General features: G+C 65.5%; 25 protein-coding genes. 15 read left to right on the top strand and 10 right to left on the bottom strand.

Annotated elements, in window-relative coordinates; genetic code table 11:
* Positions 1-22: 22 nt before the first annotated feature.
* Positions 23-691 carry an EcsC family protein gene (locus KDD17_RS11825; RefSeq protein WP_431358123.1) on the top strand — a complete coding sequence of 223 codons (669 nt, stop codon included), beginning with the start codon at positions 23-25 and terminating at the stop codon, positions 689-691.
* 25 nt (positions 692-716) lie between these two features.
* On the opposite strand, the gene modC is transcribed toward KDD17_RS11825, so the two are convergent.
* From modC to modA, 3 genes are read right to left on the bottom strand one after another with little or no spacing between them, the layout of a single operon-like run.
* Positions 717-1,793, bottom strand: a complete 1,077-nt coding sequence (gene modC / locus KDD17_RS11820; protein WP_254796785.1) for a molybdenum ABC transporter ATP-binding protein — start codon at positions 1,791-1,793, stop codon at positions 717-719.
* Positions 1,790-2,482, bottom strand: a complete 693-nt coding sequence (gene modB / locus KDD17_RS11815) for a molybdate ABC transporter permease subunit (RefSeq protein ID WP_212703846.1) — start codon at positions 2,480-2,482, stop codon at positions 1,790-1,792. The genes modC and modB overlap by 4 nt, the downstream gene beginning before the upstream one ends.
* Positions 2,479-3,192: a molybdate ABC transporter substrate-binding protein gene (modA, locus tag KDD17_RS11810; RefSeq protein WP_212703845.1), complete on the bottom strand. Its 714-nt coding sequence runs from the start codon at positions 3,190-3,192 to the stop codon at positions 2,479-2,481. Before modA ends, modB begins: the two co-directional genes overlap by 4 nt.
* Positions 3,193-3,286: 94 nt before the next feature.
* On the opposite strand from modA, the gene KDD17_RS11805 reads away from it, so the two are divergent.
* The 5 genes from KDD17_RS11805 (at position 3,287) to ptsP (ending at position 8,881) form a co-directional block, all read left to right on the top strand.
* Complete coding sequence (locus KDD17_RS11805; RefSeq protein WP_212703844.1) at positions 3,287-3,760, top strand: NUDIX hydrolase; 474 nt, start codon at positions 3,287-3,289, stop codon at positions 3,758-3,760.
* A 51-nt stretch (positions 3,761-3,811) separates the two neighbouring features.
* Positions 3,812-4,207 (top strand): DUF1178 family protein, encoded by a 396-nt coding sequence (locus tag KDD17_RS11800; RefSeq protein ID WP_212703843.1) that lies wholly within the window; start codon positions 3,812-3,814, stop codon positions 4,205-4,207.
* 12 nt (positions 4,208-4,219) lie between these two features.
* A complete protein-coding gene (locus tag KDD17_RS11795; protein WP_212703842.1) occupies positions 4,220-4,864 on the top strand; it encodes an SDR family NAD(P)-dependent oxidoreductase in 645 nt (214 codons plus the stop codon).
* Positions 4,865-4,933: 69 nt separating this feature from the next.
* Positions 4,934-6,172 carry an aspartate kinase gene (locus KDD17_RS11790; protein WP_212703841.1) on the top strand — a complete coding sequence of 413 codons (1,239 nt, stop codon included), beginning with the start codon at positions 4,934-4,936 and terminating at the stop codon, positions 6,170-6,172.
* Between the two features lie 468 nt (positions 6,173-6,640).
* Positions 6,641-8,881: a phosphoenolpyruvate--protein phosphotransferase gene (gene ptsP / locus KDD17_RS11785; RefSeq protein ID WP_212703840.1), complete on the top strand. Its 2,241-nt coding sequence runs from the start codon at positions 6,641-6,643 to the stop codon at positions 8,879-8,881.
* On the opposite strand, the gene KDD17_RS11780 is transcribed toward ptsP, so the two are convergent.
* Both KDD17_RS11780 and KDD17_RS11775 read right to left on the bottom strand, forming a co-directional pair.
* Positions 8,878-10,017 carry a M24 family metallopeptidase gene (locus tag KDD17_RS11780; protein ID WP_212703839.1) on the bottom strand — a complete coding sequence of 380 codons (1,140 nt, stop codon included), beginning with the start codon at positions 10,015-10,017 and terminating at the stop codon, positions 8,878-8,880. The two genes, ptsP and KDD17_RS11780, sit on opposite strands and share 4 nt — an antisense overlap.
* A gap of 97 nt (positions 10,018-10,114) precedes the next feature.
* The gene (locus tag KDD17_RS11775) at positions 10,115-10,987 is read right to left on the bottom strand and encodes a LysR family transcriptional regulator (protein WP_212703838.1); all 873 of its coding nucleotides are present in this window, start codon (positions 10,985-10,987) and stop codon (positions 10,115-10,117) included.
* Positions 10,988-11,092: 105 nt separating this feature from the next.
* On the opposite strand from KDD17_RS11775, the gene KDD17_RS11770 reads away from it, so the two are divergent.
* Positions 11,093-12,070 (top strand): GNAT family N-acetyltransferase, encoded by a 978-nt coding sequence (locus tag KDD17_RS11770; protein ID WP_212703837.1) that lies wholly within the window; start codon positions 11,093-11,095, stop codon positions 12,068-12,070.
* Here KDD17_RS11770 and KDD17_RS11765 read toward each other — a convergent pair.
* Positions 12,067-13,737 (bottom strand): thiamine pyrophosphate-dependent enzyme, encoded by a 1,671-nt coding sequence (locus KDD17_RS11765; protein WP_212703836.1) that lies wholly within the window; start codon positions 13,735-13,737, stop codon positions 12,067-12,069. The genes KDD17_RS11770 and KDD17_RS11765 overlap by 4 nt on opposite strands.
* A 290-nt stretch (positions 13,738-14,027) precedes the next feature.
* Between KDD17_RS11765 and KDD17_RS11760 the strand changes: the two genes are divergently transcribed.
* Positions 14,028-14,240 (top strand): hypothetical protein, encoded by a 213-nt coding sequence (locus KDD17_RS11760; RefSeq protein WP_212703835.1) that lies wholly within the window; start codon positions 14,028-14,030, stop codon positions 14,238-14,240.
* Positions 14,241-14,282: 42 nt separating this feature from the next.
* Entirely contained in the window at positions 14,283-15,203 is a 921-nt protein-coding gene (locus KDD17_RS11755) for a nucleoside hydrolase (protein ID WP_212703834.1), read from the top strand.
* Between the two features lie 32 nt (positions 15,204-15,235).
* Here the strand turns inward: KDD17_RS11755 and KDD17_RS11750 are convergent, their stop codons facing one another.
* From KDD17_RS11750 to KDD17_RS11740, 3 genes are all read right to left on the bottom strand, one after another.
* Positions 15,236-15,736, bottom strand: a complete 501-nt coding sequence (locus tag KDD17_RS11750) for a copper chaperone PCu(A)C (RefSeq protein WP_212703833.1) — start codon at positions 15,734-15,736, stop codon at positions 15,236-15,238.
* A gap of 61 nt (positions 15,737-15,797) precedes the next feature.
* Entirely contained in the window at positions 15,798-16,130 is a 333-nt protein-coding gene (locus KDD17_RS11745; RefSeq protein ID WP_212703832.1) for a DUF2946 family protein, read from the bottom strand.
* 205 nt (positions 16,131-16,335) lie between these two features.
* Complete coding sequence (locus KDD17_RS11740) at positions 16,336-17,394, bottom strand: trypsin-like peptidase domain-containing protein (RefSeq protein ID WP_212703831.1); 1,059 nt, start codon at positions 17,392-17,394, stop codon at positions 16,336-16,338.
* A 159-nt stretch (positions 17,395-17,553) separates the two neighbouring features.
* Between KDD17_RS11740 and KDD17_RS11735 the strand changes: the two genes are divergently transcribed.
* The 6 genes from KDD17_RS11735 to KDD17_RS11710 all read left to right on the top strand — a co-directional run bounded on the left by KDD17_RS11735 (position 17,554) and on the right by KDD17_RS11710 (position 23,207).
* The gene (locus KDD17_RS11735) at positions 17,554-18,225 is read left to right on the top strand and encodes a winged helix-turn-helix domain-containing protein (protein WP_212703830.1); all 672 of its coding nucleotides are present in this window, start codon (positions 17,554-17,556) and stop codon (positions 18,223-18,225) included.
* Positions 18,222-19,556, top strand: coding sequence for a sensor histidine kinase (locus tag KDD17_RS11730; RefSeq protein WP_212703829.1), 1,335 nt, complete (start codon positions 18,222-18,224; stop codon positions 19,554-19,556). Before KDD17_RS11735 ends, KDD17_RS11730 begins: the two co-directional genes overlap by 4 nt.
* Before the next feature lie 92 nt (positions 19,557-19,648).
* Positions 19,649-21,064, top strand: coding sequence for a cytochrome ubiquinol oxidase subunit I (locus tag KDD17_RS11725; protein WP_212703828.1), 1,416 nt, complete (start codon positions 19,649-19,651; stop codon positions 21,062-21,064).
* Positions 21,064-22,071 (top strand): cytochrome d ubiquinol oxidase subunit II, encoded by a 1,008-nt coding sequence (gene cydB / locus KDD17_RS11720; protein ID WP_212703827.1) that lies wholly within the window; start codon positions 21,064-21,066, stop codon positions 22,069-22,071. The genes KDD17_RS11725 and cydB overlap by 1 nt, the downstream gene beginning before the upstream one ends.
* A complete protein-coding gene (locus tag KDD17_RS11715; protein ID WP_212703826.1) occupies positions 22,071-22,181 on the top strand; it encodes a DUF2474 domain-containing protein in 111 nt (36 codons plus the stop codon). The genes cydB and KDD17_RS11715 overlap by 1 nt, the downstream gene beginning before the upstream one ends.
* A gap of 60 nt (positions 22,182-22,241) precedes the next feature.
* Positions 22,242-23,207 carry an NADPH:quinone oxidoreductase family protein gene (locus KDD17_RS11710; protein WP_212703825.1) on the top strand — a complete coding sequence of 322 codons (966 nt, stop codon included), beginning with the start codon at positions 22,242-22,244 and terminating at the stop codon, positions 23,205-23,207.
* Here the strand turns inward: KDD17_RS11710 and KDD17_RS11705 are convergent.
* Positions 23,204-24,178 carry a DMT family transporter gene (locus KDD17_RS11705; RefSeq protein ID WP_212703824.1) on the bottom strand — a complete coding sequence of 325 codons (975 nt, stop codon included), beginning with the start codon at positions 24,176-24,178 and terminating at the stop codon, positions 23,204-23,206. The two genes, KDD17_RS11710 and KDD17_RS11705, sit on opposite strands and share 4 nt — an antisense overlap.
* Positions 24,179-24,271 lie beyond the last annotated feature (93 nt).

The following is a 24,271-nucleotide window of genomic DNA, read 5'->3' as shown; positions in this document are numbered from 1 at the left end:
GGCGGGCGGTGTCGGGATCAGCGTGCTCAATGTCATCGGTGGGCAGGCCGAAAGCCTGTTGGACCGGTTGCCCACCGCCGTGCGCGGCCAGCTTGAGGGCGCCACACTGCGCGCGCTTGAACATGCCATGACCGCCGCCCACGCCAGCCGCGGGCGGGTGCCGGATCAGCCCTCGTGGCTCAACACCGCCGTCGCGTCGGCGATGGGGGCGGCGGGCGGTGTCGGCGGGTTGCCAAGTGCGCTGGCCGAGTTGCCGGTGACCACCACGCTGCTGTTGCGCGTGATTGAAGGGGTCGCCGAGGAATACGGATTTGACACCGACAGCGAAAGCGTACGCTTCGACTGTCTCAAGGTGTTTTCGGCCGCCGGGCCGCTGTCCGATGACGATGGATCGGACCTTGCGTTCCTGACCGCGCGTCTGGCGCTGTCGGGCAAGGCGGTTCAGGCGATCCTGCACCGTGTCGCGCCCCGACTGGCGGTGGTGATGGGCCAGAAACTGGCGGCGCAGACGGTGCCGGTACTGGGTGCCGTCGCGGGGGCGGCGACGAATTATGCCTACACCAGCTATTACGAGGACATGGCGCATGTGCATTTCGGCCTGCGCCGTCTTTCGATCGAGGGGGACGTGCCGCCGGAAGAGCTCACCACCCGCCTCGCCGCCCGGATGCGCGAACTGAAACTGGAGAAATAGGCGCAGCGCGATTGAGGCGCTGCGTTCAGTGCCCGATGCTTACCGGATCCATCGCGGTGGATTTCAGGATGGCAAAGCAGGACTGGCCTTTGGCCAGCCCCATTTCGGTGACGGCCCGCCCGGTCACCCGCGCCAAAAGCGTGTCATTCCCGGCGGCCAGTACCACCGCAGCGCCCGGGCCGTCGCCCCTGCGGATGCCGGTTATCGTGACCGGCAGAACGTTGAGCGCTGAAATTCCCTCCGGCCGGTGGCGTGCTAGCATCACATCCTGCGCTTTGATCCGCAGCCGCACCCGCGCGCCGACAGGGGCGGCGACACCGGGCAGCGTCAGCGTGCCCGCGTCAATGCGCAGCATGCTCAGACCGTCGGCGTCATGCGCCTGCACCGTGGCGGTCAGCACCGCCCCCGCCTCACGCACGCCCAGCAGCGGCACGGCGGCGGGGTCTGCCAGCACGTCGCGCAGCGCGCCCTGCGCGGTGATCCGGCCCGCCTCCATCAACACCAGGCGATCCGCCAGACGCGCGATCTCCTCAATCGCGTGGCTGACATAGAGGATCGGCAGGCCCAGTGGTCCGTCGCGCAACCGCTCCAGATAGGGCAGGATTTCGGCCCGGCGCGGCGCGTCGAGGCTTGCCAGCGGCTCGTCCATCAACAGCATGCGCGGCCCGCTCAGCAGCGCGCGCCCCAGCGCCACGCGCTGTCGCTCCCCGCCCGACAGATGATGCGGCAGCCGCGCCATCAGCTCTGCGATGCCCAGCAGATCGACCACATCGTCGCGCGCCACAACCGGCCCGCGTGCATAGCGGGTGCCGAAATCGAGGTTCTGCGCCACGGTAAGGTGCGGAAACAGCCGCGCGTCCTGAAACACAGTGCCAAAGCGACGCTTGTGCGGTGGCACATGCAGGCCCGCCGCCGTGTCCATCAGCGTCTCGCCGCCGATCTGCAGCAGCCCCCTGTCGGGCCGCAGCAGGCCCGCCACCGCCTTCACCACGGTGGATTTGCCCGCGCCCGAGCGCCCGAACAGCGCGGTCACACCCGGCCCGGCTTCCAAAGCGAGGTCGAGCGTGAAGCCCTCGAAGCGATGGGTCAGCGCCAGCTTCACCGTGCCGCCCCGATGCGCGCGGCAACGCGGGTCGACAGTTTTTCCGACACGAACACTGCCGCCAGCGCCACGGCGCAGGAGAGGACGGCAAGCGCAATCGCCTGCGGCTCCCCGCCCGGGATCTGAAGCGCCGTCCAGATGGCGAGGGGCAGCGTCTGCGTCTCCCCGGGGATGTTGGCGACAAAGGTGATGGTAGCGCCGAATTCACCCATCGCCTTGGCAAATCCCAGAACCGCCCCGGCAAGGATCCCCGGCGCGATCAGCGGCAGCGTCACCCGGCCAAAGACCGCCAGCCGCGAGGCGCCGAGGGTGGCGGCGGCTTCCTCAAGGCGCGGGTCGACCGCTTCGAACGCGAGCCGCATCGCGCGCACCATCAACGGAAACCCCATCACCACGGCCGCCAGCACCGCACCCGTCCACCGAAACGCAAGCCCCAGGCCGACTGCTTCGAGAGCGCCTCCCACCGGGGCGGCAGGTGAGAACACCACCAGCAGCAGATAGCCCGTGACCACCGGGGGCAGCACGAGCGGCAGATGTACCAGCGCGCTGACGAGCGTTTTGCCGCGAAATTCCCGCCGGGCAAGCAACCATGCGACGGCCAGCGCCAGCGGCACCGCAAGCAGAGTTGCGCAGACGGCCACGCGCAGCGACAGCGCCAGCGCCTCCCACGCGGCGGCGTCAAAGCTCATTGCGTGAATCCGTGGCGGGCAAAGATATCCTGCGCGGCGTCGCTCTCAAGGTAGTCGACAAAGGCGATCCCCGCCTCTGTAAGGGCTGCGGCGGGATAGCGGATCGGGCTGTGTTCACCGGCAGGCACGCGGTAGAGCACGCGCACGCGCGGTTCGGCCACGGCATCGGCGGCATAGACAATGCCCAGCGGTGCCGCCCCTTGCGCCACCAGCGCGAGCGCGGCGCGCACGTTGTCGGTTTCGGCCAGCCGTGGCGCGAGGCTGTCCCACGCGCCGATACTGCGCAACCATTCGCGGGCGTATGTTCCGGCGGGCACTCCGTCGCGCTGGCCCATCGCCAGCCGCCCCCTGGCCAAGGCGCTCAAAAGCGCCTGCGCGTTCGGTGACTCTAGCGGATCCGCATCAACGCGCCCGATCACCACCAGCGTGCCGCCCGCCACATCGCGCGCAGGGGCCGCCAGCGCGCCGCGCCCGTCCAGCCAGGCCATCCAGTCGCGGTGCGCCAATATCACCGCATCTGCCGGCACCCCGGCGGCGATCTGCCGTGCCAGTGTGCCCGAACCCGCGAACGACAGCGTCACGTCACCCGGCCATTGCTCCGCAATCTCGCCCATCGCGTCGCGCAGGCTGGCGGCGGCCAGCACACGCAGATCCTGCGCCAGAACCGGCTGGGCAAAAACGAGAAAAAGAAGACACAAAAGACGCAGCATGGGGCGACTATCCGTTAAGCATCCGGGCGCGGCAAGGGGCCAAAAAGGCGCAAACCGCTGGCCCTGCCGGGGCAAAGCCGCTACGTCATGCATCATGGTACGACAGCAGCCCCTCACGCTTCATGGTGCCGCCAAGGGGGCGGTGCGTACGCAGTTCGCGGCGCTGTGCTACCGTATGAAGGCGGGCAAGGTCGAGGTGCTGCTGATCACCTCACGCCGCCGCAAGCGCTGGATCGTGCCCAAGGGCTGGCCGATGGAGGGCAAGACGCCCGCCGCCTGTGCCGCCCGCGAAGCCTGGGAAGAGGCCGGCGTGCGTGGACAGGCGAGCGACACCAGTGTCGGCGTCTACTCCTACATCAAGATCGGTCGCAAGAACCGCCCCGACGTGCCCGTGCTTGCGGTCCTCTATCCCATCCGCGTCACGGCGTTGAAAAAACGCTACCCCGAGGCGCGCGAACGCCGCCGGATGTGGGTTTCGCGCAAGAAGGCGGCGAAACTGCTCGACAGCAAGGCGCTGGGCAAGCTGATCGTCGGCTTCGTGCCGCCAGAGGGGCGCGGCCCCGCTTGACCGGGGCGGGCATGCGCCCCATCTTCAGCCCGAGGGAAAGGGTTTCGCAGGATGATCCGCTACGCATTGACATGTGACAAGGGCCACGCCTTTGACAGCTGGTTTCAGTCCGCCGCCGCTTTCGACACGCTGGCGCGCGCGGGGCATCTGAGCTGTGCGGTTTGCGGCGGGGGCGGTGTGCGCAAGGCTTTGATGGCCCCGCCGGTCGCCGCCAAGGCGCAGGAAACCGCGCCGGAAGACCCCGTCGCGCGGATGCGGCGCGAGGTCGAGGAAAACGCAACCTACGTGGGCGGCGCTTTTGCCCAGCGGGCGCGGGAGATGCACGAGGGGATCGCCGAGGAGACCTCGATCTACGGGGAGGCGAGCGGCGCAGAGGCGCGCAAGCTGATCGACGACGGTATCCCGATCCTGCCGCTCCCGTTCAAACCAAAACGCAAGATGCAATAAGGATAGCCCGCCATGACGACCGTGATTACAGGAACGAGCCGCGGAATCGGCGCGGGGCTGGCCGATGCCTACCGCGCCCGGGGCGAGGATGTGTTCGGCACCAGCCGGGGGACCGGGGCCGAAATCCAGCTCGATGTGACGCAACCTTCGGGGCACAGCGCCATGGCCGCCACACTGGGCGATCGCGCGGTTGATCTGCTGATCTGCAACGCGGGCGTCTACCTCGACAAGGGGCACGATCTGGAGACCGGGTTTGGCGCGGATCTGTGGGCGCAGACCTTTGCCGCGAATGTCACGGGCGTGTTTCTGAGCGTTCAGGCGCTGCTGCCCCATCTGCGCCGTGCTGCGGCCCCGCGCATCGCGATCATCTCCTCGCAGATGGGGTCAAGCACGCGAGCGGGCGGGAAAAGCTATATCTATCGGTCCAGCAAAGCGGCGGCGCTCAACCTCGGGCGCAACCTCGCCGTCGATCTGAAACCCGAAGGCATCGCCGTGGGTATCTATCATCCCGGCTGGGTGCAGACCGATATGGGCAGCATGGACGCGGATATTGACGTCGCCACCTCGGTGGCGGGGCTGGTCGCACGCTTTGACGCACTCGATCTCGCGACGACGGGCTGTTTCGAAATGTGGAACGGGGATCCGATGCCCATGTAGCGCGCCGCACTCTTGCGTGCCCGGCCCGCTTGGCGTACCCCGGCGGCGAAATTGCAACAAGAGGGTGTGATGCCTGTTCTGGTGATGAAATTCGGCGGCACGTCCGTGGCCACGCTTGACCGGATCCGCCGCGCGGCCAAACGGGTCGGCGTCGAGGTGGCCAAGGGCTATGATGTGATCGTCATCGTCTCGGCCATGTCGGGCAAGACGAACGAACTGGTCGGCTGGGTCAACGAGACCTCCGCGATGTATGACGCGCGCGAATACGACGCCGTCGTGTCGTCGGGCGAAAACGTGACCGCCGGTCTGATGGCGCTGACCCTGCAGGAAATGGATATTCCCGCGCGCAGCTGGCAGGGCTGGCAGGTACCGGTGAAAACCACCTCCGCCCATTCCGCCGCCCGCATCGAGGAAATCCCGCCCGAAAACCTGCGCGCGAAATTCGCGGATGGGATGCGGGTGGCCGTGGTGGCGGGCTTTCAGGGCGTCAGTCCCGAGGGGCGCATCACCACGTTGGGCCGGGGCGGATCCGACACGACCGCCGTCGCCTTTGCCGCCGCTTTCGAGGCGGAGCGTTGTGACATCTACACCGACGTCGATGGCGTTTACACCACCGATCCACGTGTGGAATCCAAGGCGCGCAAGCTCGACAAGATCTCTTTCGAGGAGATGCTGGAGCTGGCGTCGCTGGGCGCCAAGGTGCTGCAAACCCGTTCGGTCGAGTTGGCGATGCGCTACAAGGTCAAACTGCGGGTGCTGTCGAGTTTTGAGGAACAAAGCGACGAGGCTGGAACGCTCGTCTGCGATGAGGAGGAAATCATGGAAAGCAATGTTGTCGCCGGGGTCGCGTTCAGCCGCGATGAGGCCAAGATGACGCTGGTGTCGGTCGCCGACCGCCCCGGCATCGCCGCCACGATCTTTACCGCGCTCAGCGAGGCGGGCGTCAACGTTGACATGATCGTGCAGAACATCGCGGAGGAAGGGCGCACCGACATGACGTGGTCCTGCCCCGTCGATCAGGTGAAACACGCCGATGCGGCGATGGCCAAGGCGGCGCAAGCCGGCGTGATCAACTACGCCGAGCTGATCGCGGACGAGGGGGTCGCCAAGGTGTCGGTCGTAGGTATCGGCATGCGCAGCCACACAGGGGTGGCCGCCAAGATGTTCAAGGTGCTCTCTGACGAGGGGATCAACATCAAGGTCATCACCACCTCCGAGATCAAGATCAGCGTGCTGATCGACCGCAAATACATGGAACTGGCCGTGCAGGCACTGCACGACGCCTTTGGCCTCGACAAGGCGGCCTGAGGCCGCGACAGCCCGGTACTCACCCTTTTTGTGAACGCAGACCGCCCACGACCGCAAGGTTGACGCGGGCGGTTTTCGTTTAATAGATTTTTGGGGCTCCTCAATTTTTTCCGGGGAGAATGCCAATTATGAAAAAGGATTTTACCTATGGCTGATACGACCCAAACGCCTTCCTGGTCCTCCGAAACGGTTTGCGGTGTTTTGCACTTCTGGTCCGAAGCGGACCGGAAAGCCGACGCCGATGGCGAGGCGCACTGCGATTCGCGCTGTGTGCTTGATTTCGGACATTCGGGACAGCACCAATGCGGCAAGGGTCATTCCTTCGGATCGGGGTGATCCGACCGCAAGCATGAATGTGCGAAGACACTGAAAGGTCACACTGATCCCCAATTGAGGCATTTCGTCTTTGGGATCGGTGTGGTCTATGCTGTCATTCGACAACGCAATTCATGTGAGATCTTGAGCACCATGCCCGAACGCAAAGATACCGACAGCCGCAAGCTGCTGGGGCGCCTGCGCGATGCGATGGCGGCGGATGCGGCCGGGCAGGAGCGGCTTGATAACATTACCCATCTCATCGCCACTTCGATGGGGTGTGAGGTGTGCTCGATCTATCTGTTCCGCGACGAGGACACGCTTGAGCTGTGCGCGACCGAAGGTCTGAACAAGGACGCTGTTCACCAGACACGGATGCGCATGGGCGAGGGGCTGGTCGGCCGGGTGGCAAAACGCCGCCGGGTGGTCAACACGCCCGATGCGCCGCAGGCCAAGGGCTTTCGCTACATGCCCGAGACGGGGGAGGAGATCTATTCCAGCTTCCTCGGTGTCCCGATCCAGCGGTTGGGAGAGACATTGGGCGTGTTGGTCGTGCAATCCAAGACCGCGCGCGAATTCTCCGCCGATGAGGTCTATGCCCTCGAAGTCGTCGCCATGGTGCTGGCGGAGATGACCGAGCTGGGCGCGTTCGTGGGCGAGGGGGCGGCGATGTCCGCGCGCCATTCCCAGCCGGTGATGCTGCGCGGCACCGTCGCACAGGAAGGCGTGGCCGAGGGGCATGTCTGGCTGCACGAGCCGCGGGTGGTGGTCTCGAACCTCATCGCTGACGATCCCGAAACCGAAAGCGCGCGCCTGACCGATGCCGTCGATACCCTGCGCCTGAGCGTGGATCAGATGATGACGATGGCGGTCGAGGACAACGACCAGCAGCAGGTGATCGAAACCTACCGCATGTTCGCCAATTCCAAAAGCTGGATGAAGCGGATGCAGGCCGACATCGCCCAGGGCCTCAGCGCCGAGGCGGCGGTGGAGAAAGAGCAATCGCTCGCCCGCTCTCGTATCGGGCAGTCCACCGATGCCTATCTGCGCGAACGGCTCAGCGATCTGGACGATCTGTCGAATCGTCTGCTGCGCATCCTGACCGGGCAGGGCAGTGACACGGGGGCAGAGCTGCCCTCTGATCCGATCCTCGTGGCCCGCAACATCGGTCCGGCGGAATTGCTGGAATACGGGCGCAGCCTGCGCGGCATCATCCTGGAGAACGGATCGGTCGGCAGCCATGCGGCGATTGTCGCGCGTGCGCTGGCGATCCCGCTGATCGTACACGCGGGCCGCGTGACGCTTGAGGCGCTCAACGGCGATCACGTCATGGTCGACGGTGAACAGGGCATCGTGCACCTGCGCCCCGAGGATAGCGTTGCCACCGCCTTTCGCGACAAGATCGCGATGCAGGCCGAGGCGCAGGAACGCTACCGTTCGATCCGTGACAAACCTGCGGTGACCAAATGCGGCACCCGGATCGGGCTGCAGATGAACGCGGGGCTGATGGCGGATCTGCCATCGCTTGAGAATTCCGGCGCCGAGGGTGTGGGCCTGTTCCGCACCGAGCTACAGTTTCTGGTGCGCAACCAGATGCCCCGCCGGTCCGAGCTGAGCGCGCTCTATAGCCGGGTGCTGGAGGCCGCGCAGGGCAAACGGGTGGTGTTTCGCACGCTCGACATCGGGTCGGACAAGGTGCTGCCCTATATGAAGCCCAACGACGAGCCGAACCCGGCAATGGGCTGGCGCGCGATCCGCGTGGGGCTGGACAAGCCGGGCATCATGCGGATGCAGTTGCAGGCGCTGATGCGCGCCGCCAACGGCGGGCCGCTCACGGTGATGTTTCCCTTTGTCGCGCAGCTGGAGGAGTACCGCGCCGCGCGCGCCGAGGTCGACCGAACGCTGGAGCGCGAGGCGCGGCTGGGCCACACGCTGCCCTCCTCGATCGAGGTGGGCGCGATGCTCGAAACCCCAAGCTTGGGATTTGCGCCGCCGAAATTCTTTGAAGAGGTCGATTTCCTGTCCATCGGGGGTAACGACCTGAAACAGTTTTTCTTTGCCGCCGACCGCGAAAACGAGCGTGTGCGCCGCCGCTACGACACGCTCAACGTCAGCTTTCTGACGTTCTTGCAGGATATCGTCGCACGTTGCGACGCAAGCAACACGCCGGTATCGTTCTGCGGGGAGGACGCGGGCCGTCCGGTCGAGGCGCTGTGTTTTGCCGCCATCGGGTTCCGGCATCTCAGCATGCGCCCCGCCTCGATCGGACCGGTCAAAAGCCTGCTGCGCCGGTGTGATCTGAACGACGTGGCACGGGTGATCGCGGACGCACGCACGCGCGGCGAGATGTCAGTACGCGAAAGCGTGATGACCTATCTGCGCGAACAATACTAACCGATCACGGGTAACTCCGGCTCCGCGCGCGGGGTGAGCAGCGCGGCGGGCCCGTCCTGCACGACGATGTTCTCTTCGTGCACCATCATCAGGCCGTCCCCGTAGGGCAGCGACGGCTCGATCGTCAGCACCATACCGGCGGCAAGCGGCGTCTCGTCAAAGGCGGCGAGGGAGGGCTGTTCGGTCAGTTGCATCCCCAACCCGTGGCCCAGCCGACCGACATTGCCGCCACTGGTGCCCAGCGACCGCGCCATGGCGTCGTAAAGATCACGGCAGGTGGCACCGGGGCGCGCCGCGTCGATCCCCGCCTGTGTAGCCGTCCAAAGCGTATCGTATGCACGCCGCGCGGCGTCGGTCGGGGGGCCAATCGCCCAGTTGCGGTCAAAATCGCAGAAATAGCCGTCCCAACTGCATCCGGAATCGAGCATCAGGATATCGCCCGTGGCCAACGGCTGTGCATCCGGGGGAGAGATCACATCGGCGTAGCCACCCTGCGCCGCCGCGCCGACCAGATAGGGCACCTCATCGGCGCCTTCCGTCAGTGCCGCGCGGCGAAAGGCGCGAAAGACACCGTCAAGCGGCGCGCCCGTCAGCGCAAATTCAGGCACCTGCGAAAAGGCGCGCGCGCCAATCGCACAGATATGCGCAATCTTGGCGATTTCGGCCTCCGATTTGATCGCGCGCAGCCCTTGGGTGATTTCTGTCGCATCCTCGATCTCAAGGCCCGGCAGTGCCGCGCGCATTCGCGTCCAATCGGCCAGCGGCATGCGCAGGTGGGTCTCGTGACCCATTGGCAGGCCGAGGCGGCTCAGCGGGGACAGCAATTCGATCAGCAGCGAAACCCCGTCGTCGTCAGGATCGGGTGCGGGCCAACTGCGGATATCGTCGACCCAGGTGGTGCGCATCAGCGGGACGCCGATCTCGGGAATGACGGCGACCGGTTTACCCGCCGCAGGGAGCAACACGAACCACGGGCGTGTCGGGCTTTGCCAGAAAGCGGTGTGAAACCCGGTGAAATAGCGGACGTCGGCCTCGGTACTCAGAAGCATCCCTTCAAGCCCGCGCTCGGCCATGCGTTCCTGCGCGCGGGCGGTGCGGGCCTCGTATTCGGCGGTGGGAAAGCCACGGGTCGGCATGGGGCGCTCCTCTCTGCGGTTTGTCGCAGGCTGTCGCCTGTGCTCCGCGGGTGTCAAGAGGGGGTCAGGGTGCAGAGCGCGCGCCAAGCCCCCCCGCTCACGTTCTGGCAAAGGCGTCTTGCAGCCAATCGATGACCGGCGCCATGTCGCGCTGGGCAGACGGGTCGCGCGACCACGAGACATAAAGCCACCGGGTCGGTGGCGCATCCGCCGCGGTCCACAGATGTACGAGCCGCCCTTGGCGCAGATCATCCGCCACCAGATAATCGGCGGCGATGCAGACCCCGTGCCCCCCGATCGCAGCCGCGATGGCAAGGGCTGCGCGGTCGAAATTCAGGATCGGCCGCGCTGCCGCCCGTCCGCTGCCTGCAATCAGCCGGTCCCAGCGGCGGTGCGCATCCTGCAAAAGCGGCAGATCCAACACCGCTTCAAGCGTCACGGGCGTGTCGGAAGGCACCAGATCGGGCTGGCAAACGGCAATGGGCCGCAGCTCGGTCAGCGCCCGGCTCTGATGGGCAGGATTTGGGTCAGGCGCCGCGCCGGGCCAAAGCGCGCATTCATGCCGCCCAAGGGTGCGGGCCAGCATCGCGTCATGGGTTTCGGTGCATAGCCTGCGCGCGGGAAAGGCCGCCGCAAACTCCGCCATGCGGGGCATCAGCCATTTGCTCGCCGTCGACGCGCCGAGGTGGACCGTGATCTCCGCCCCGTCCCCCTGCACGTCGGCCAGTGCGGTGTCGATGCGGGCAAGCGCGTCCTCCACGGCCCGGGCGCAGATCTCCCCCGCCGGGGTCGGTGTCACGCCACGCGCCTCGCGCGTCAGAAGGGTGACGCCCAGATCGGCCTCAAGCTGTTTGACCCGCTGGGAAACCGCGCCGCGCGACAATCCCAGTGCATCCGCGGCCCCTTGCAGCGTGCCGTGGCGCACCACAAGGGCAAAGACGCGCAGGGCGTTGAGGTTGATTCGGTGCACGTGGCCCTCCAGCCGATAGTTTTTCTAATGGTTCGGCCATGCCTTCTGCGGTGTCAATCGCGCCCGCCCGCGCGCTATGCAAAGGTAAGCCGACAGGAGCCCGCCATGCCGCAGATCATTCGCCCCGCCACCCATGAGGACATCGCGCAGATGAGTGCGCTTCTGGAGGACGCGGCCCGTGCGCGTGCGGCCGGCGATCCGGCGCTCTGGCGCCTCTCTCCCGATCTGCGCGCAGAGATTTCGGACGCGGTCCACGCGGCACTGACCCGGCCGGACCAGCCCTTTCGCCAATTCTGGCTTGTGGCCGAGCAGTCGGGGCGGCTGACGGGCGTCATTCACGCGATGCTTTTGCCCGTCCCGCCGATCTACGCAGGCCCGCAGGGAGATCCCGGTTTGATCCTGCCTGACCATGCCGTCGCGGATGATGCCGCGCCGGGAACCCACGCGGCGCTGCTGGCTGCAGCCGAAAGCGCGTTGCGGGCCGCCGGTGCGCAGATCCTGCTGACCAGTTTTGTGCGGGGCGACGACTGGCGCGCGGCGTTTGTGGCGGCGGGCTACGATCCGCTGACGCTGTATCTGTCGCGCGAGGGGCCGCAGGGCGATGCGCAGGCTGCGCGGCCCGCGACGGCACAGGATATTCCCGGCATCGTCGCGCGCAGCGCCGAAAACCGGGAAATCCTGTTCGAGATCGATCCGTTCTGGGCGATCCACCCCGAGGCCGATGCACGGTTCGGCGCGTGGATGCAGCGCAGCCTGACCCTTACCGATCGCGACATGCTGGTGCACGGGCCGGCTGCGGATGTGGAGGGATATCTTATCGCGCAACCGGCGTCACGGCTGCATTTCCCGGTCGGCCACGATATTTCCGCCGTCGGTGTAATCGACGATTTCTACCACCGCGACCTTGCGGCGGGTGGGACAGGGGCCGCGGCATTGTTGCAGGCGGGCGAGGCCGCTTTTGCCGCGCGGGGAACGCAGGCGGTATTTGTCGTCTGCCCGGCGGGCTGGGCCGCAAAGATTGCCCTGCTTGAGCAGGCCGGATACGCCACCGCCATGGTCTGGTCGATAAAGCGAATGGGCTAGCCCTGTTGCGCGCGCTGTCCGCTGGCGCGGATCTCGCTGAGCGTGCTGCGCGGTGTGAGCGCCTCTGCCGCGATGTCGAGATCCAGCACCGCGCCGGTGGGAGAGGCCAGCGCACGGTCGAACGCCTCGGCAAAATCCTCGGTCCGGGCGACCCGCTCCCCGTGAAATCCGTAGGCGCGGGCGAGGGCGGCGAAATCGGGATTGACCATATCGGTGCCGGAGACGCGCGTGGGATAGTGACGCTCCTGATGGGCGCGGATCGTGCCGTAGATGCCGTTGTTCAGGATCAGCACGATGGGCTGCGCACCCGCCTGCGCGGCGGTGGCAAGTTCCTGGCAATTCATCTGGAAATCCCCGTCGCCCGCAAAGCAGATGACGCAGCGGTCGGGATGGGCGATCTTGGCCGCGATGGCGGCGGGCAGGCCGTATCCCATCGCCCCGGCCTGTGGCGCCAGCAGACGCGCCTCCGGGCCGAAGGGAAAGAATTTATTGGGCCAGGCAGTGAAATTGCCCGCGCCATTGGTCAGGATCACGTCACCCGGCAACACCTCACGCAGGTGCGCGGTGACTTTGCCCATGTCTACCGGCGAGGGCAGATCGGGCAGCTCCATCCCATCAAGATACGCCTGCCGCCCTGTCGCGCGCCATTGCGCCCAATCTCCGCGCACGCGGTGCTCGGCCAGCGCTTTGGCAAAGGCGTTGGGGCCTGCGTGAATACCCACCTCTGCGCGGTAGACCTTGCCCAGTTCCAGATCGGAGCCGTGTACATGGATCAGCCGCTGCGCGGGCGTAGGCACATCGAGCAGCGTGTAGCCATCGGTCGAATTCTCGCCAAAGCGGTTGTTGACGGCCAGGATCACATCCGCCTGCGCCATCAACGCGCGCACCGACGGGATCATGCCCACCCCGGCCTCGCCACAAAAGCAATCGGAATGATTGTCGAACTGATCCTGATAGCGAAAGACCGACACGACGGGGATATCGGCACTCTCGGCAAAGCGCTGGAGCGCGGCGCTGCCTTCGGCTGTCCAGTTGCAACCGCCATAGAGGATCAGCGGACGCTTTGCCTGACCCAGCAGATCAGCGGCGCGAGCGAGGGCCCCGGCGTCCGGGGCTGCCTCGGCGTAGGGGGCAGGTGCCGTCAGCGGCGCGGCGTCGCTCATCGCGGTCAGCATGTCCTCTGGCAGGGCGATGACCACGGGGCCGGGGCGCCCGGTGGTCGCGGTTTTCCAAGCGCGGGCGAGGATTTCGGGGATGCGGTCGACTGCGTCGATTTCCACCGCCCATTTGGCGACGGTGCCGAACATCGCGCGATAGTCTATCTCCTGAAAAGCCTCGCGCCCGCGCATGTGCGTGGCGACCTGCCCCACAAAGACAATCATCGGCGCGCTGTCCTGCATGGCGGTGTGAATCCCGATGGAGGCGTTGGTGGCCCCCGGTCCGCGCGTCACGAGACAGATGCCGGGGTTCCCCGTCAGCTTGCCATAGGCCGCGGCCATGAAGGCTGCCCCGCCTTCATTTCGGCACAGCACGAAATCCAGCGCGCCAGGCGTATCGTGCAGCGCATCCAGCACGGCAAGGTAGCTCTCCCCCGGTACGCCAAAGCTTTTGCGGGCGCCCAGCCCAATGAGCGATTGTACCAAAAGCTGGCCACCGTTGCGCGTCATGCTCAGATCCTTTGTTCAAATGTCTTGGTCCAGTGATGCCAGTCTTCGCGGGCGGCCCCAAGCGGTTTTGCCCGGTTTGCGTCGACAACTTTGGGCGGGATCGCGGATCCTGCCGTTCCGGACGCACCCCAGGGGGATCGGGCCATTCGCCTTAAGGGTGAGCAAGCCTCTGGGCGGGTGAAGTGAAAAGCCCGCGCAGCTCCGAGCCTGTGGATAAGTCATTTTCGCCTTTACTGAATGGATTTGGCACGCTAGCGGTATCGCCATCCACCAGTTGCGGAGCCTGTTTCATGACCCAGTCGGCAACGATCCCGTTTGATTCGGGTGAATCGATACTCTCGCTCAGCGAGAGTGATATCGCGACGTTCATCAGCGAACACCGTTTTGCCAAGACGCTCGGCACTGTGGTTGGGCATCTCAACTACGGCCTGCTTTTCGGCTCACCCGAGCAGCAAAGCATGGCGCGGCGCGCTTTGGAAAAGCTCGGCTTTACCGACGTCTGATCCCCGCTGCGGCGCCTTGACCTGACCCCTGACGGAGCGCCTATGCAGCTTGTCCTTGATACCGATCCCGGCGTCGACGACGCCATGACGTTTTACTACGCGCATGCGAATCCCGGTATCACCTTTGCCGCGATGACCACGATCTTTGGCAATGTCACCGTGGACGATGCAACCCGCAACGCGGCGTGGCTTGTGCAGCAGGTCGGCGGTGCGACCCAAGTGCACGCGGGGGCCGCCGCGCCCCTTGCGATCACGCCAAACGAACCCAGCGCCTATGTGCACGGCGCGCGCGGCTTGGGCGATGTGGATATCGGCGATTTTCACGCAACCCCCGATAGCGAGGATGCCGCCGCCTGGCTCGTGCGGGCCGCCGCCGCCGCGCCGGGCACGCTGACGCTCTGCGCTGTGGGGCCGCTGACGAATATCGCGCGGGCGGTCGAGATCGATCCCGGCTTTGTCGGGAACCTTGCGCAGCTTGTCATCATGGGGGGTGCGCTGGACGCGCCCGGCAATGTCACCCCGCACGCGGAGGCGAATTTCTGGAACGATCCGCACGCCGCGCAGATCGTGCTGAACGCGCCCGGCGGCGGGCGGGTTGTGGTGATCGGGCTGGACGTGACGACCCGCATCGCCTTTCACGCCGCCGATTTCGACGCGCTGGCGCTGGAGGCGCCCGAGGCGGGCGGTTTCCTGCGCGAGATCGGCCAATTCTACATGCGGTTTTACGAGACCGTGACGGGCAGCTATCAATGCTATCTGCACGACCCCGCCGCTCTGATCGCGGCAGAGATGCCGGAGCTTTTCACCTTTGAGGAAACGCCGCTGACCGTCACCTGCGAGGGGGATCGGATCGGCGGCATGTCCCGGCGCGGTGGCGACGGTCGGCGGTGTGCGGTGGCGATGGATGTGGATGTGGACGCGGTTCTCGCCCGCTACAAAGAGATTGTCGCGCTCAACGACTAGGGCCCACCGTTGTCGGCGGGCCCTGCCGGTGGTTAGCTGTCGTGGTCGTGGCCCATCTCGCCGTGATCCATCGCCTTGTGGTCGTCCGCATCGCGGGCCTCCACGTTGAAGGTCACGTCCAGCGCGCCCGCGTCCTCGAACACCAGCGTCGCGTCGATCTTGTCGCCCGCGACGAGCGGTTCACCGTCGAGCCCCATGAACATCACATGCAGGCCGCCCGGTTGCAGCGTCACGCTCTCACCTGCGGGGATTGCGATGCCGCCTTCTTGCTTGGTCATGCGGGCGACGCCCAGGTCATCGGTTTCCGACAGGTGCAGCTCGATCCGGGGGGCAAAGTCGGCGCTGACGGCGATCAGCGTATCGGCGGTAGGGCCCGTGTTTGTGAGCCTCAGATAGCCGCCCGCGACCTTGGCGGATTTGGCGGTCTCGAAGATCATCGGGTGATCGACGGTAATGTCTTTGACCTTGTATTCATGGGCAAAGACGGCGGTGGCAGCGCAGAACGCCGCCGCGGTAAGGAAGGTAAGTTTCATCGGAAATCTCTCCGTCTGGTGGCGCGCGTGGCGCCGGTGTCATGGGTGTCGGGAAGAACGCTCAGACAGACGGGGGCGCGCGGGCAGGGGGCCGCGCCGTGGCAGGCGCCCGGATTGGCGACAGGTGAGTGGATGCCACGCTGGCCGGAACCCGCGCAAGAGGCGCACGCAGGATGCGCGTCGCGGACGGCAGATCCATGGCGCTGACGATACGGCAGGCGTCACAATCGCCGCCTACGTGGTGGGGAGTGTCGCCGCACAGATCGTCTGGCGTGCCACCCATCGCGATGAAATCCGCAAGCGCCGACGATGGCTGCGTCGCCCCGACGCCGCGATGACCAAAGGGCAGGCTCAAAAGCGCAAGCACAATGGCAAGGCATGCAAGGCCACGCATGGGGGAGAGCATCCGTTTCATCACGCAGCGGACTTATCGCAAGAAACAGGCAAGGACCAGATCACAGGGTCGCCCGGACCTGCGTCAAAAAAACCGCCCCGGTGCGAATGGGGGAAAGCACCGGGGCGGTGGTCCCTTCGAGGTAAGCCGAAGGACCGATCCCGCCGCCCTATGGCAAAGCGGCGGGAAACACGTGGCGGGGCGCTCAGGCCTCGCTGTCGGCCAGCGTGCCGATCGTGACGTCGAGCGTCTGCTCTGCCCCGCGCCGCAACACCGTCATCTGCGCCACGGTGTCGGGGTCGGTCAGGGCAACGGCCCGCGTCAGATCACGCAGCTCGCTCACATCCTTGCCCGCGAAGGTGAGAATGATGTCGCCGTTTTTCAAGCCCGCGCGCTGGGCCGGGCTGTCGGCGCTCACCGCCTCGACCACGGCGCCGCGCGGCCCGTCAAAGCCCAGAACTTCGGCGACCTCATCGCTCATCGGGCGGATCTGCACGCCAAGCCAGCCGCGCGTCACGGTGCCGTCCTCGGTCAGATCGGCGACAATGTCCTGAACCAGATCCGACGGCACCGCAAAGCCGATGCCGACCGATCCGCCACCGGGCGACAGGATCGCGGTGTTCACGCCGATCACATCGCCTTCGTTGTTGAACAGTGGCCCGCCCGAATTGCCGCGATTGATGGCCGCATCGGTTTGCAGAAACTCATCGTAGGGGCCCGCGTTGATGTTGCGCGACTTGCCCGAGATGATGCCGCTGGTGACGGTCGAGCTGAGGCCGAAGGGGTTGCCGACGGCCACGACCTCATCGCCCACGCGCATCTCGTCCGAGGGGCCGAAGCTGACATAGGGCAGATCCACATCGGCAGTGATCTTGAGCACGGCAATGTCCGTCGCCGGATCGGAGCCTACGACTTCGGCGACAAACGCGCGCCCGTCGGGAAGGGTCACGTCCACGACCTGCGCACCGGCAACGACATGGTGGTTGGTCACGATCTGCCCTTCGTCGGAAATGATGAAGCCCGATCCCAGCCCCTGACGCGGTGTGGCCTCGGGCATCTGGCGGCGGAATTGCTCGCGCAGGCCGCGCGGCAGGTTCTCCGGCAGCTGTCCTGCGGCGGGTTCCGCGCCGGTAACCTCGATGAAAACGACGGCGGGGCCGACCTCTTCGACCAGATCGCCGTAACCGCCGGGCGGCACGGCCAGGGCCGCGGTGGGCAGTGCGAGGGCTGCGGCGGAAAGGGTAAGCTTGTGCAGGGATTTCATGATGTCTCTCCGATCTGCGGTGTTGGATGAGACGGAAATGGAGGGCGCAGATTACGCAAGAACCGGCCTGTGCTATACAAATCTTTAATGCCGCCGGGCGCTGTGGGTCCGGTCGAAACAGGCTATATCGCCTGCAATGACGAAAAGATGTGACACGCCATGAAGATACTTGTCATCGAGGACGACGCCACCACCGGCGGCTATATCGCGCGCGGTTTGCGCGAGGAGGGGCATGCCGTGGATCTGATCGCGCAGGGCGACGACGGATTGGTGACGGCCACGGCTGGCAGCTATGACGTGATGATCGTCGATCGCATGTTGCCCGGTGTCGACGGTCTGACGCTGGTCAAGACGCTGCGCGGGGCGGGCAATACCACGCCGATCCTGTTCCTTACGGCCATGGGATCGGTCGAGGATCGCATAGCAGGGCTGAATGCCGGGGCGGATGATTATCTGGTCAAACCCTTCGCCTTTGGCGAGCTGTCGGCGCGGGTGGCAGCCTTGGGCCGTCGTCCGCAGACCGCCGAGCTTGAAACCCAGTTGACCGCCGCCGACCTGACGCTGGATCTGCTAACCCGCAAGGTCACGCGCGGCGGGCAGGAGATTGACCTGCTGCCGCGCGAATTTGCGCTGCTGGAGTTCCTGTTGCGCCGCAAGGGACGGGTGCAGACCCGGACGATGCTGCTCGAAGGGGTGTGGGATCTGTCGTTCGATCCGATGACGAATGTGGTCGAGACGCATATCAGCCGTCTGCGCGCCAAGGTCGACAAACCCTTCGACACGGACATCATCAAGACAGTGCGCGGTGCGGGCTACAGGATCGACGGGTGAGGCGCCTCTGGCGCTCGACCCCGCTGCGGCTGGCGCTGGCGCTGGTGGTCCTGTTTACCACCGTCAGCCTGCTGAGCCTCGCCGCCAGCTACGCCGTCACCCGCGCGGCGTTCGAGGAAGCAATCCGCGATGATCTGGCGCAGGATCTGGCCGGTTTCCGGGCTGCCCCCTCGGCGCGGGCGGTGGCGCTGCTGGTGCAGGCCGAAAGCCGCGATACCGATCCGGGGCGGTTGGTGCTGAGCTATGTCACCCCCAACGGTCAGATCTATGGCAACGGGGCAGTGGCACGCGACGATGAGGGGTTTCACATCGTCTCGCTTGGCGAAGGGGCAGCGGCGCTCGACAGTGAGTATCTGGCGCTGAGCGCCAAGCTCTACGGCGGGCGTCTGACCATCGCGCGCAGCCGGGTCGAGATCGAGGCGCTGCGCCCGGTGTTCCTCAATATCCTGTGGATCAGCCTGTTGCCGACGGGTCTGGTGGCACTGTCGGGCGGGGTGATGCTGGCGCGGCGGTCGCGCAGGCATGTCGAGGTGATCCGCGCCACGCTTGAGCGGTTGACCGGCGGCGATCTGTCCGCACGGGTGACGCCGGGTCGGCGCTGGGCAGACGATCTGACGCGTATCGGCGCGGCGGTCAATGACATGGCGCAGGCGCAGGAACATTCGGTCACGGCCCTGCGGCAGGTATCCTCAGACATCGCACATGATCTCAAGACGCCGGTGCAGCGCGTTTCGGTACAGCTTGAGGAATTGGCGGGGCAGGTTGACGGCCCGGCCACCGCGCTGGTCGAGGACGCGCAGCGCGAAGTCGATGGCATCTCGCGCGTCTTCCGCGCCCTGCTGCAACTTGCACAGGTCGAAAACAGCGCCCTGCGCGAGCGGTTCGAGCCGGTCGACCTCGCAGCACTCGCCCGCACGATGGTCGATGTCTACGAACCCGCGGCCCTCGCAGAAGATCGCCGCATCGTGGTGGATTTGCCCGACGGCCCGCTGGAGGTCGCGGGCGAGCGTACGCTTTTGGGGCAGTTGCTGGCCAATCTGCTGGAGAACGCGCTGCGCCACACGCCGCAGGGCAGCACGGTGCAGGTGTCGCTCTCACGTGCGCATGACGGGGTCGTATTGCAGGTGTGCGACGATGGTCCTGGCATCCCCGAGAGCGAACGAGAGGCGGTGTTGCAACGGCTCTACCGTCTGGACCGCAGCCGCAACACCCCCGGCAACGGGCTGGGGCTGAGCCTTGTGGAAGGGGTGGCGCGGCTGCACGGCGCACGCCTGCTGCTGAGTGACGCGCAGCCGGGTCTGTGCGTCGCGCTTCGGTTCGCATCGGGCTGAACGGGCCGTCCGCGCAGGATCTGCGGCACCTTGGCCGCTTTGCCAAACAGAACGGGCGGGCTAAGTATGGGACGACTCAGAAAGGGTGCGCCATGTTCGACGGTTTCTCGGCAGAGCTGCTTGCGCGGTTCCAATTCGCCTTCACGGTGTCGTTTCACATCATCTTTCCCGCGTTTTCCATCGGTCTGGCGAGCTATCTCGCCGTCCTGAATGCGCTGTGGCTCAAGACTGGAAACGAGACCTACAAGGTCCTGTTCGAATACTGGAAAAAGATCTTTGCCGTGGCCTTTGCCATGGGCGTCGTGTCGGGCATCGTGATGTCGTACCAGTTCGGCACGAATTGGTCGGTTTTCTCTGACCTCGCCGGACCGGTGATCGGTCCGCTGATGGCCTATGAGGTGCTGTCGGCGTTCTTTCTTGAGGCCGGTTTCCTTGGGATCATGCTGTTCGGGCGCGAGCGTGTGGGGCCGGGGCTGCACATGCTGGCCACGGCCGTCGTGGCCTTTGGCACATTGCTGTCGGCCACCTGGATCCTTTCGGTCAACAGCTGGATGCACACGCCTGCGGGTTTCTCGATCAACGAGGTCGGCCAATTCGTGCCAGAGGACTGGTGGGCCATCGTATTCAACCCCTCCTTCCCCTACCGTCTGGTGCATATGGTGCTGGCAGCGTATCTGACCACCGCACTGGTTGTGGGGGCGGTGGGCGCGCTGCATTTGCTGCGCGATCGCTACGACATGGCCAGCCGCAAGATGTTCTCGATGGCGATGTGGATGCTGATTGTCACCACGCCATTGCAGATCGTGGCGGGGGATTTTCATGGGATCAACACGCTGGAGCATCAACCGGCCAAGATCATGGCGATGGAAGGCCACTACAAAAGTTACGAGGATGGCGCGCCGCTGTACCTCTTTGGCATCCCGAACGCCGAGGAAAAGCGGCTGGATTACGCAGTAGCGATCCCCAAGCTGGGCTCGTTCATCCTGAAGCATGATTTCAACGCGCCGATGCCCGGCCTTGACACCATCCCCGACGACGAAGAGCCGCCGGTGGCGATCGTTTTCTTCTCGTTCCGCATCATGGTGGGGTTGGGATTTGCGATGCTGGGTCTGGCAGGCTGGGCGCTGGTGCAGCGCTTGCGTGGCCGGATCTACGAGGCGACCTGGCTGCACCGCGCCGCCGTCGTGATGGGGCCGACCGGTTTCATCGCCGTCCTCGCCGGGTGGGTGACGACCGAGGTGGGGCGGCAGCCCTACACCGTCTACGGGCTGATGCGCACTTCTGACAGCCTGTCGCCGATCGAGGCGCCGGCGGTTGCGGCCTCGCTCACGGCATTCATCATCGTTTATTTCTTCGTGTTCGGGGCGGGCACCTATTATCTGCTGCGCATGATGTACAAGCCCGTGAAGGAAATCAGCAAAAAGGCGTTCCGCGACGAGGGGCCGATCCGCACGTCGGGCATCACGCCGATCGCCCAGCGCCTGCCGCGCGATGAGGAGACTGCCTGATGTTTGGGTTTGAGCTTTCGTTCATCTGGGCGGGCATCATCGCTTTCGCCGTTCTCACCTATGTCGTGCTCGACGGCTTCGATCTGGGCATCGGGCTGCTGTTCCCGCTCACCGACGACGAGGAAGAGCGCAGCGTGATGATGAACTCCGTCTCGCCGGTCTGGGACGGGAACGAGACATGGCTTGTGCTGGGCGGTGGCGGGCTGTTTGCCGTGTTCCCGCTGGCCTATGCTATCGTGATGCCCGCGCTTTACATGCCGATCATCCTGATGCTGCTGGCACTGGTGTTTCGCGGCGTTGCCTTTGAATACCGCTGGCGCACCGAACGGTGGAAGCCGCTGTGGGACATGGCGTTCTTTGGCGGCTCGCTGACGGCGGCGATGTGTCAGGGCATCGCGCTGGGCGCGCTGGTGCAGGGGATCGAGATTGAGGGCCGCGCCTATGCGGGCGGCTGGTGGGACTGGCTCACGCCGTTCTCGGTGCTCTGCGGCGTTGCGGTGACCATCGGCTACGCCATGCTGGGGGCAACATGGCTCAACATGAAGCTTGAGGGGCGGATCCAGCGCCACATGCACAGCCTTGCGTGGCCATTTGCCATCGGCACCGTGATCTGCATGGGCGCGGTCAGCATCTGGACACCCTTCCTCGACAGTGTCTATTTCTCGCGCTGGTTCAGCTGGCCGCAGGCCGCGTGGAGCGCGGTTGTGCCTGTGCTGCTGGCGGGCGCGGTCGCGGGCCTGTTCTTTGGCCTGCGCAAAAAGCAGGAAGTGCGCCCGTTTCTCTGCGCGCAGGCGCTGTTCGTGCTGGGCTTCATCGGGATCGGCATCAGCTTTTATCCGATGATGGTGCCGCCGAGCCTCAGCATCGTGGACGCCGCAGCCCCCGACGAATCGCTGCGCTTTGCGCTGGTGGGCACGGTGGTGCTGGTGCCGATGATCCTGATCTATACTGCCTACGCCTACTGGGTGTTCCGCGGGAAGGTCGATCCGGCGGAGGGCTATCACTGATGGCCAAGCCTTGGGGCCGCCGCATCGGGTGGTTCGTGCTGATCTGGATCGCGAGTGTTGCCGCTCTGGGTGTTGTCGCCTACGCGATCCGCCTCGCGATCATGCCCTGAGCAGTTGCACCGCCGCGCGTGCCGGGGCAACGTGCCCATCAGTCAGACAGGAGCCCCCCGATGCGTGCGATGCAGCTGATAACCCACGGTAGCCCGCTTGAACTGCGCGATCTCCCGACACCTGCGCCGGACGCGGGCGAGGTGCTGGTCAGGGTTGCGACCTGCGGTCTGAATTTTGGCGATCTGCTCATCATCAAGGGCACCTATCAGGAAAAGCCCGCGCTGCCCGCGACGCTGGGGATGGAGCTTGCCGGCACGGTCGAGGCCGTGGGCGAGGGGGTCACCCACCTGCAACCGGGCCAGCGCATCGCGGCCTATACCGGATTTCACGGGCTGGCCGAATACGCCGCCATCCCTGCGAATGTCTGCGTGCCGATCCCCGATGCCATGGGGTTCGAGGACGCGGCGGCCTTTCTGATCACGTACGGCACCAGCCACGTGGCGCTTGATTACAAGGCGCATCTGCGTGCGGGGGAGCGGCTCTTGGTGCTGGGCGCCTCAGGTGGGGTCGGCCTCACAGCGGTCGAGCTGGGGAAGGTCATGGGCGCCGAGGTCATCGCCTGCGCGCGGGGCCCCGAAAAGCTGGAGATCTGTCGCGAGATGGGCGCCGATCACCTGATCGATTCCGAGACGGACGATATTCGCGAGATCGTGAAATCGCTGGGCGGCGCCGATGTCATCTATGATCCCATCGGCGGCGATCAATTCACCGCCGCCCTGCGCGCGTGCAACCGCGAGGCGCGGATCCTGCCGCTGGGGTTCGCCAGCGGGGACGTCCCCCAGATCCCCGCCAACATCCTGCTGGTCAAGAATCTCAGCGTGCTGGGCCTTTATTGGGGCGGCTACGCAAAATTGCGGCCTCAAGTGCTGACCGACAGTTTCGCCGCGCTGATCGACTGGTACGTGCAGGGTAAGATCAAACCGCATGTGTCCAATGTACTGCCACTGGGGCAGGCAAACGATGCGCTGGCGCTGCTTCGGACCCGTCAGGCCACGGGCAAGGTCGTGGTGGATTGCACCGCCTAGTGACGCCGCGCGACGGGGCGGGGCGTGACGCGCTGCGCCTTCATGCGCTCGCGGAAGAACACGAACAGCCCCGAGGCCACGATCAGCGCGATGCCCACCCAGACTTCCCAGCTGGGCAGATCGCCAAAGATGGCGAAGCCCCAGATCACCGCCAGCGGCAGGCCGACGTATTCGAACGGTGCCACGGTGGCGGCGTCCGCGATGCGGTAGGCCTGGCTCAGCGCATAGCCGATGAGCGCGCCGTTCACCCCCATGCCGATCAGCACCCACAGATCCTGCGCGGGCGGCCAGACCCAGGCGCGTAGCAAAAACACCATCGAGGCATTCTCGACCCCTTCGGCAAATTTCCCGTCGCCTGCCACGATAAAGAACCCGACAGACACCAGTGTGAACGTGCCCTGAATATAGATCGCCAGCACCGACGCAGGGGCCTTGACCCCCAGCCTGCGCGTCATCAACTGGTTGAGCGCGTAGGTCAGCGCCGCAAGTACCGGCAGCAACAGCACGATGCGCGACACCTCAAGGCTGCTCTCCCACGGGCGCTGCATGATCACCACACCGATAAAGCCGACCAGTACGGCACCGATGCGCAGGGGGCCCACGCGTTCGCCCAGAATGGGGATCGACAGCAGCGTGATGAACAGCGGTGCCACGAAGAACAGTGCGGTGGCATCCGCCAATGGCAGCACCGCAAGGGCCGCGAAATACGACATGTTGGCGATCACGACCAGCAGCCCGCGCATCACATGCAGCCCCACCGCATCGGTGCGCAGCGCGATAAAACCGCCCTCGAACTGCAGAAACACCAGCGTGATCACCAGCGCGATGGCGCTGCGGAAAAACACGATCTGATGCAGGGGATAGCCCGAGGAGAGCTGTTTGATCAGCATGTCGTTGAGAGAGATGCACAGCACGCCAAACAGCACAAAGCCGATCGCCGCACCCGCACGGTTTTGCGCGCCAGTGTTCATCCGTGCAGGTTTGATCAAAGATACGCGCACTGTCCAGCGCCCTTGTTGCCGCCCGCGCGTTCTGGTTTAGAAAAGGTCGATATCCGGAGGGCG

The sequence above is a fragment of the Sulfitobacter albidus genome (genome assembly GCF_018200035.1).
Taxonomy (GTDB): domain Bacteria; phylum Pseudomonadota; class Alphaproteobacteria; order Rhodobacterales; family Rhodobacteraceae; genus Sulfitobacter; species Sulfitobacter albidus.
This window is presented reverse-complemented; position numbering and strand designations above follow the sequence as displayed.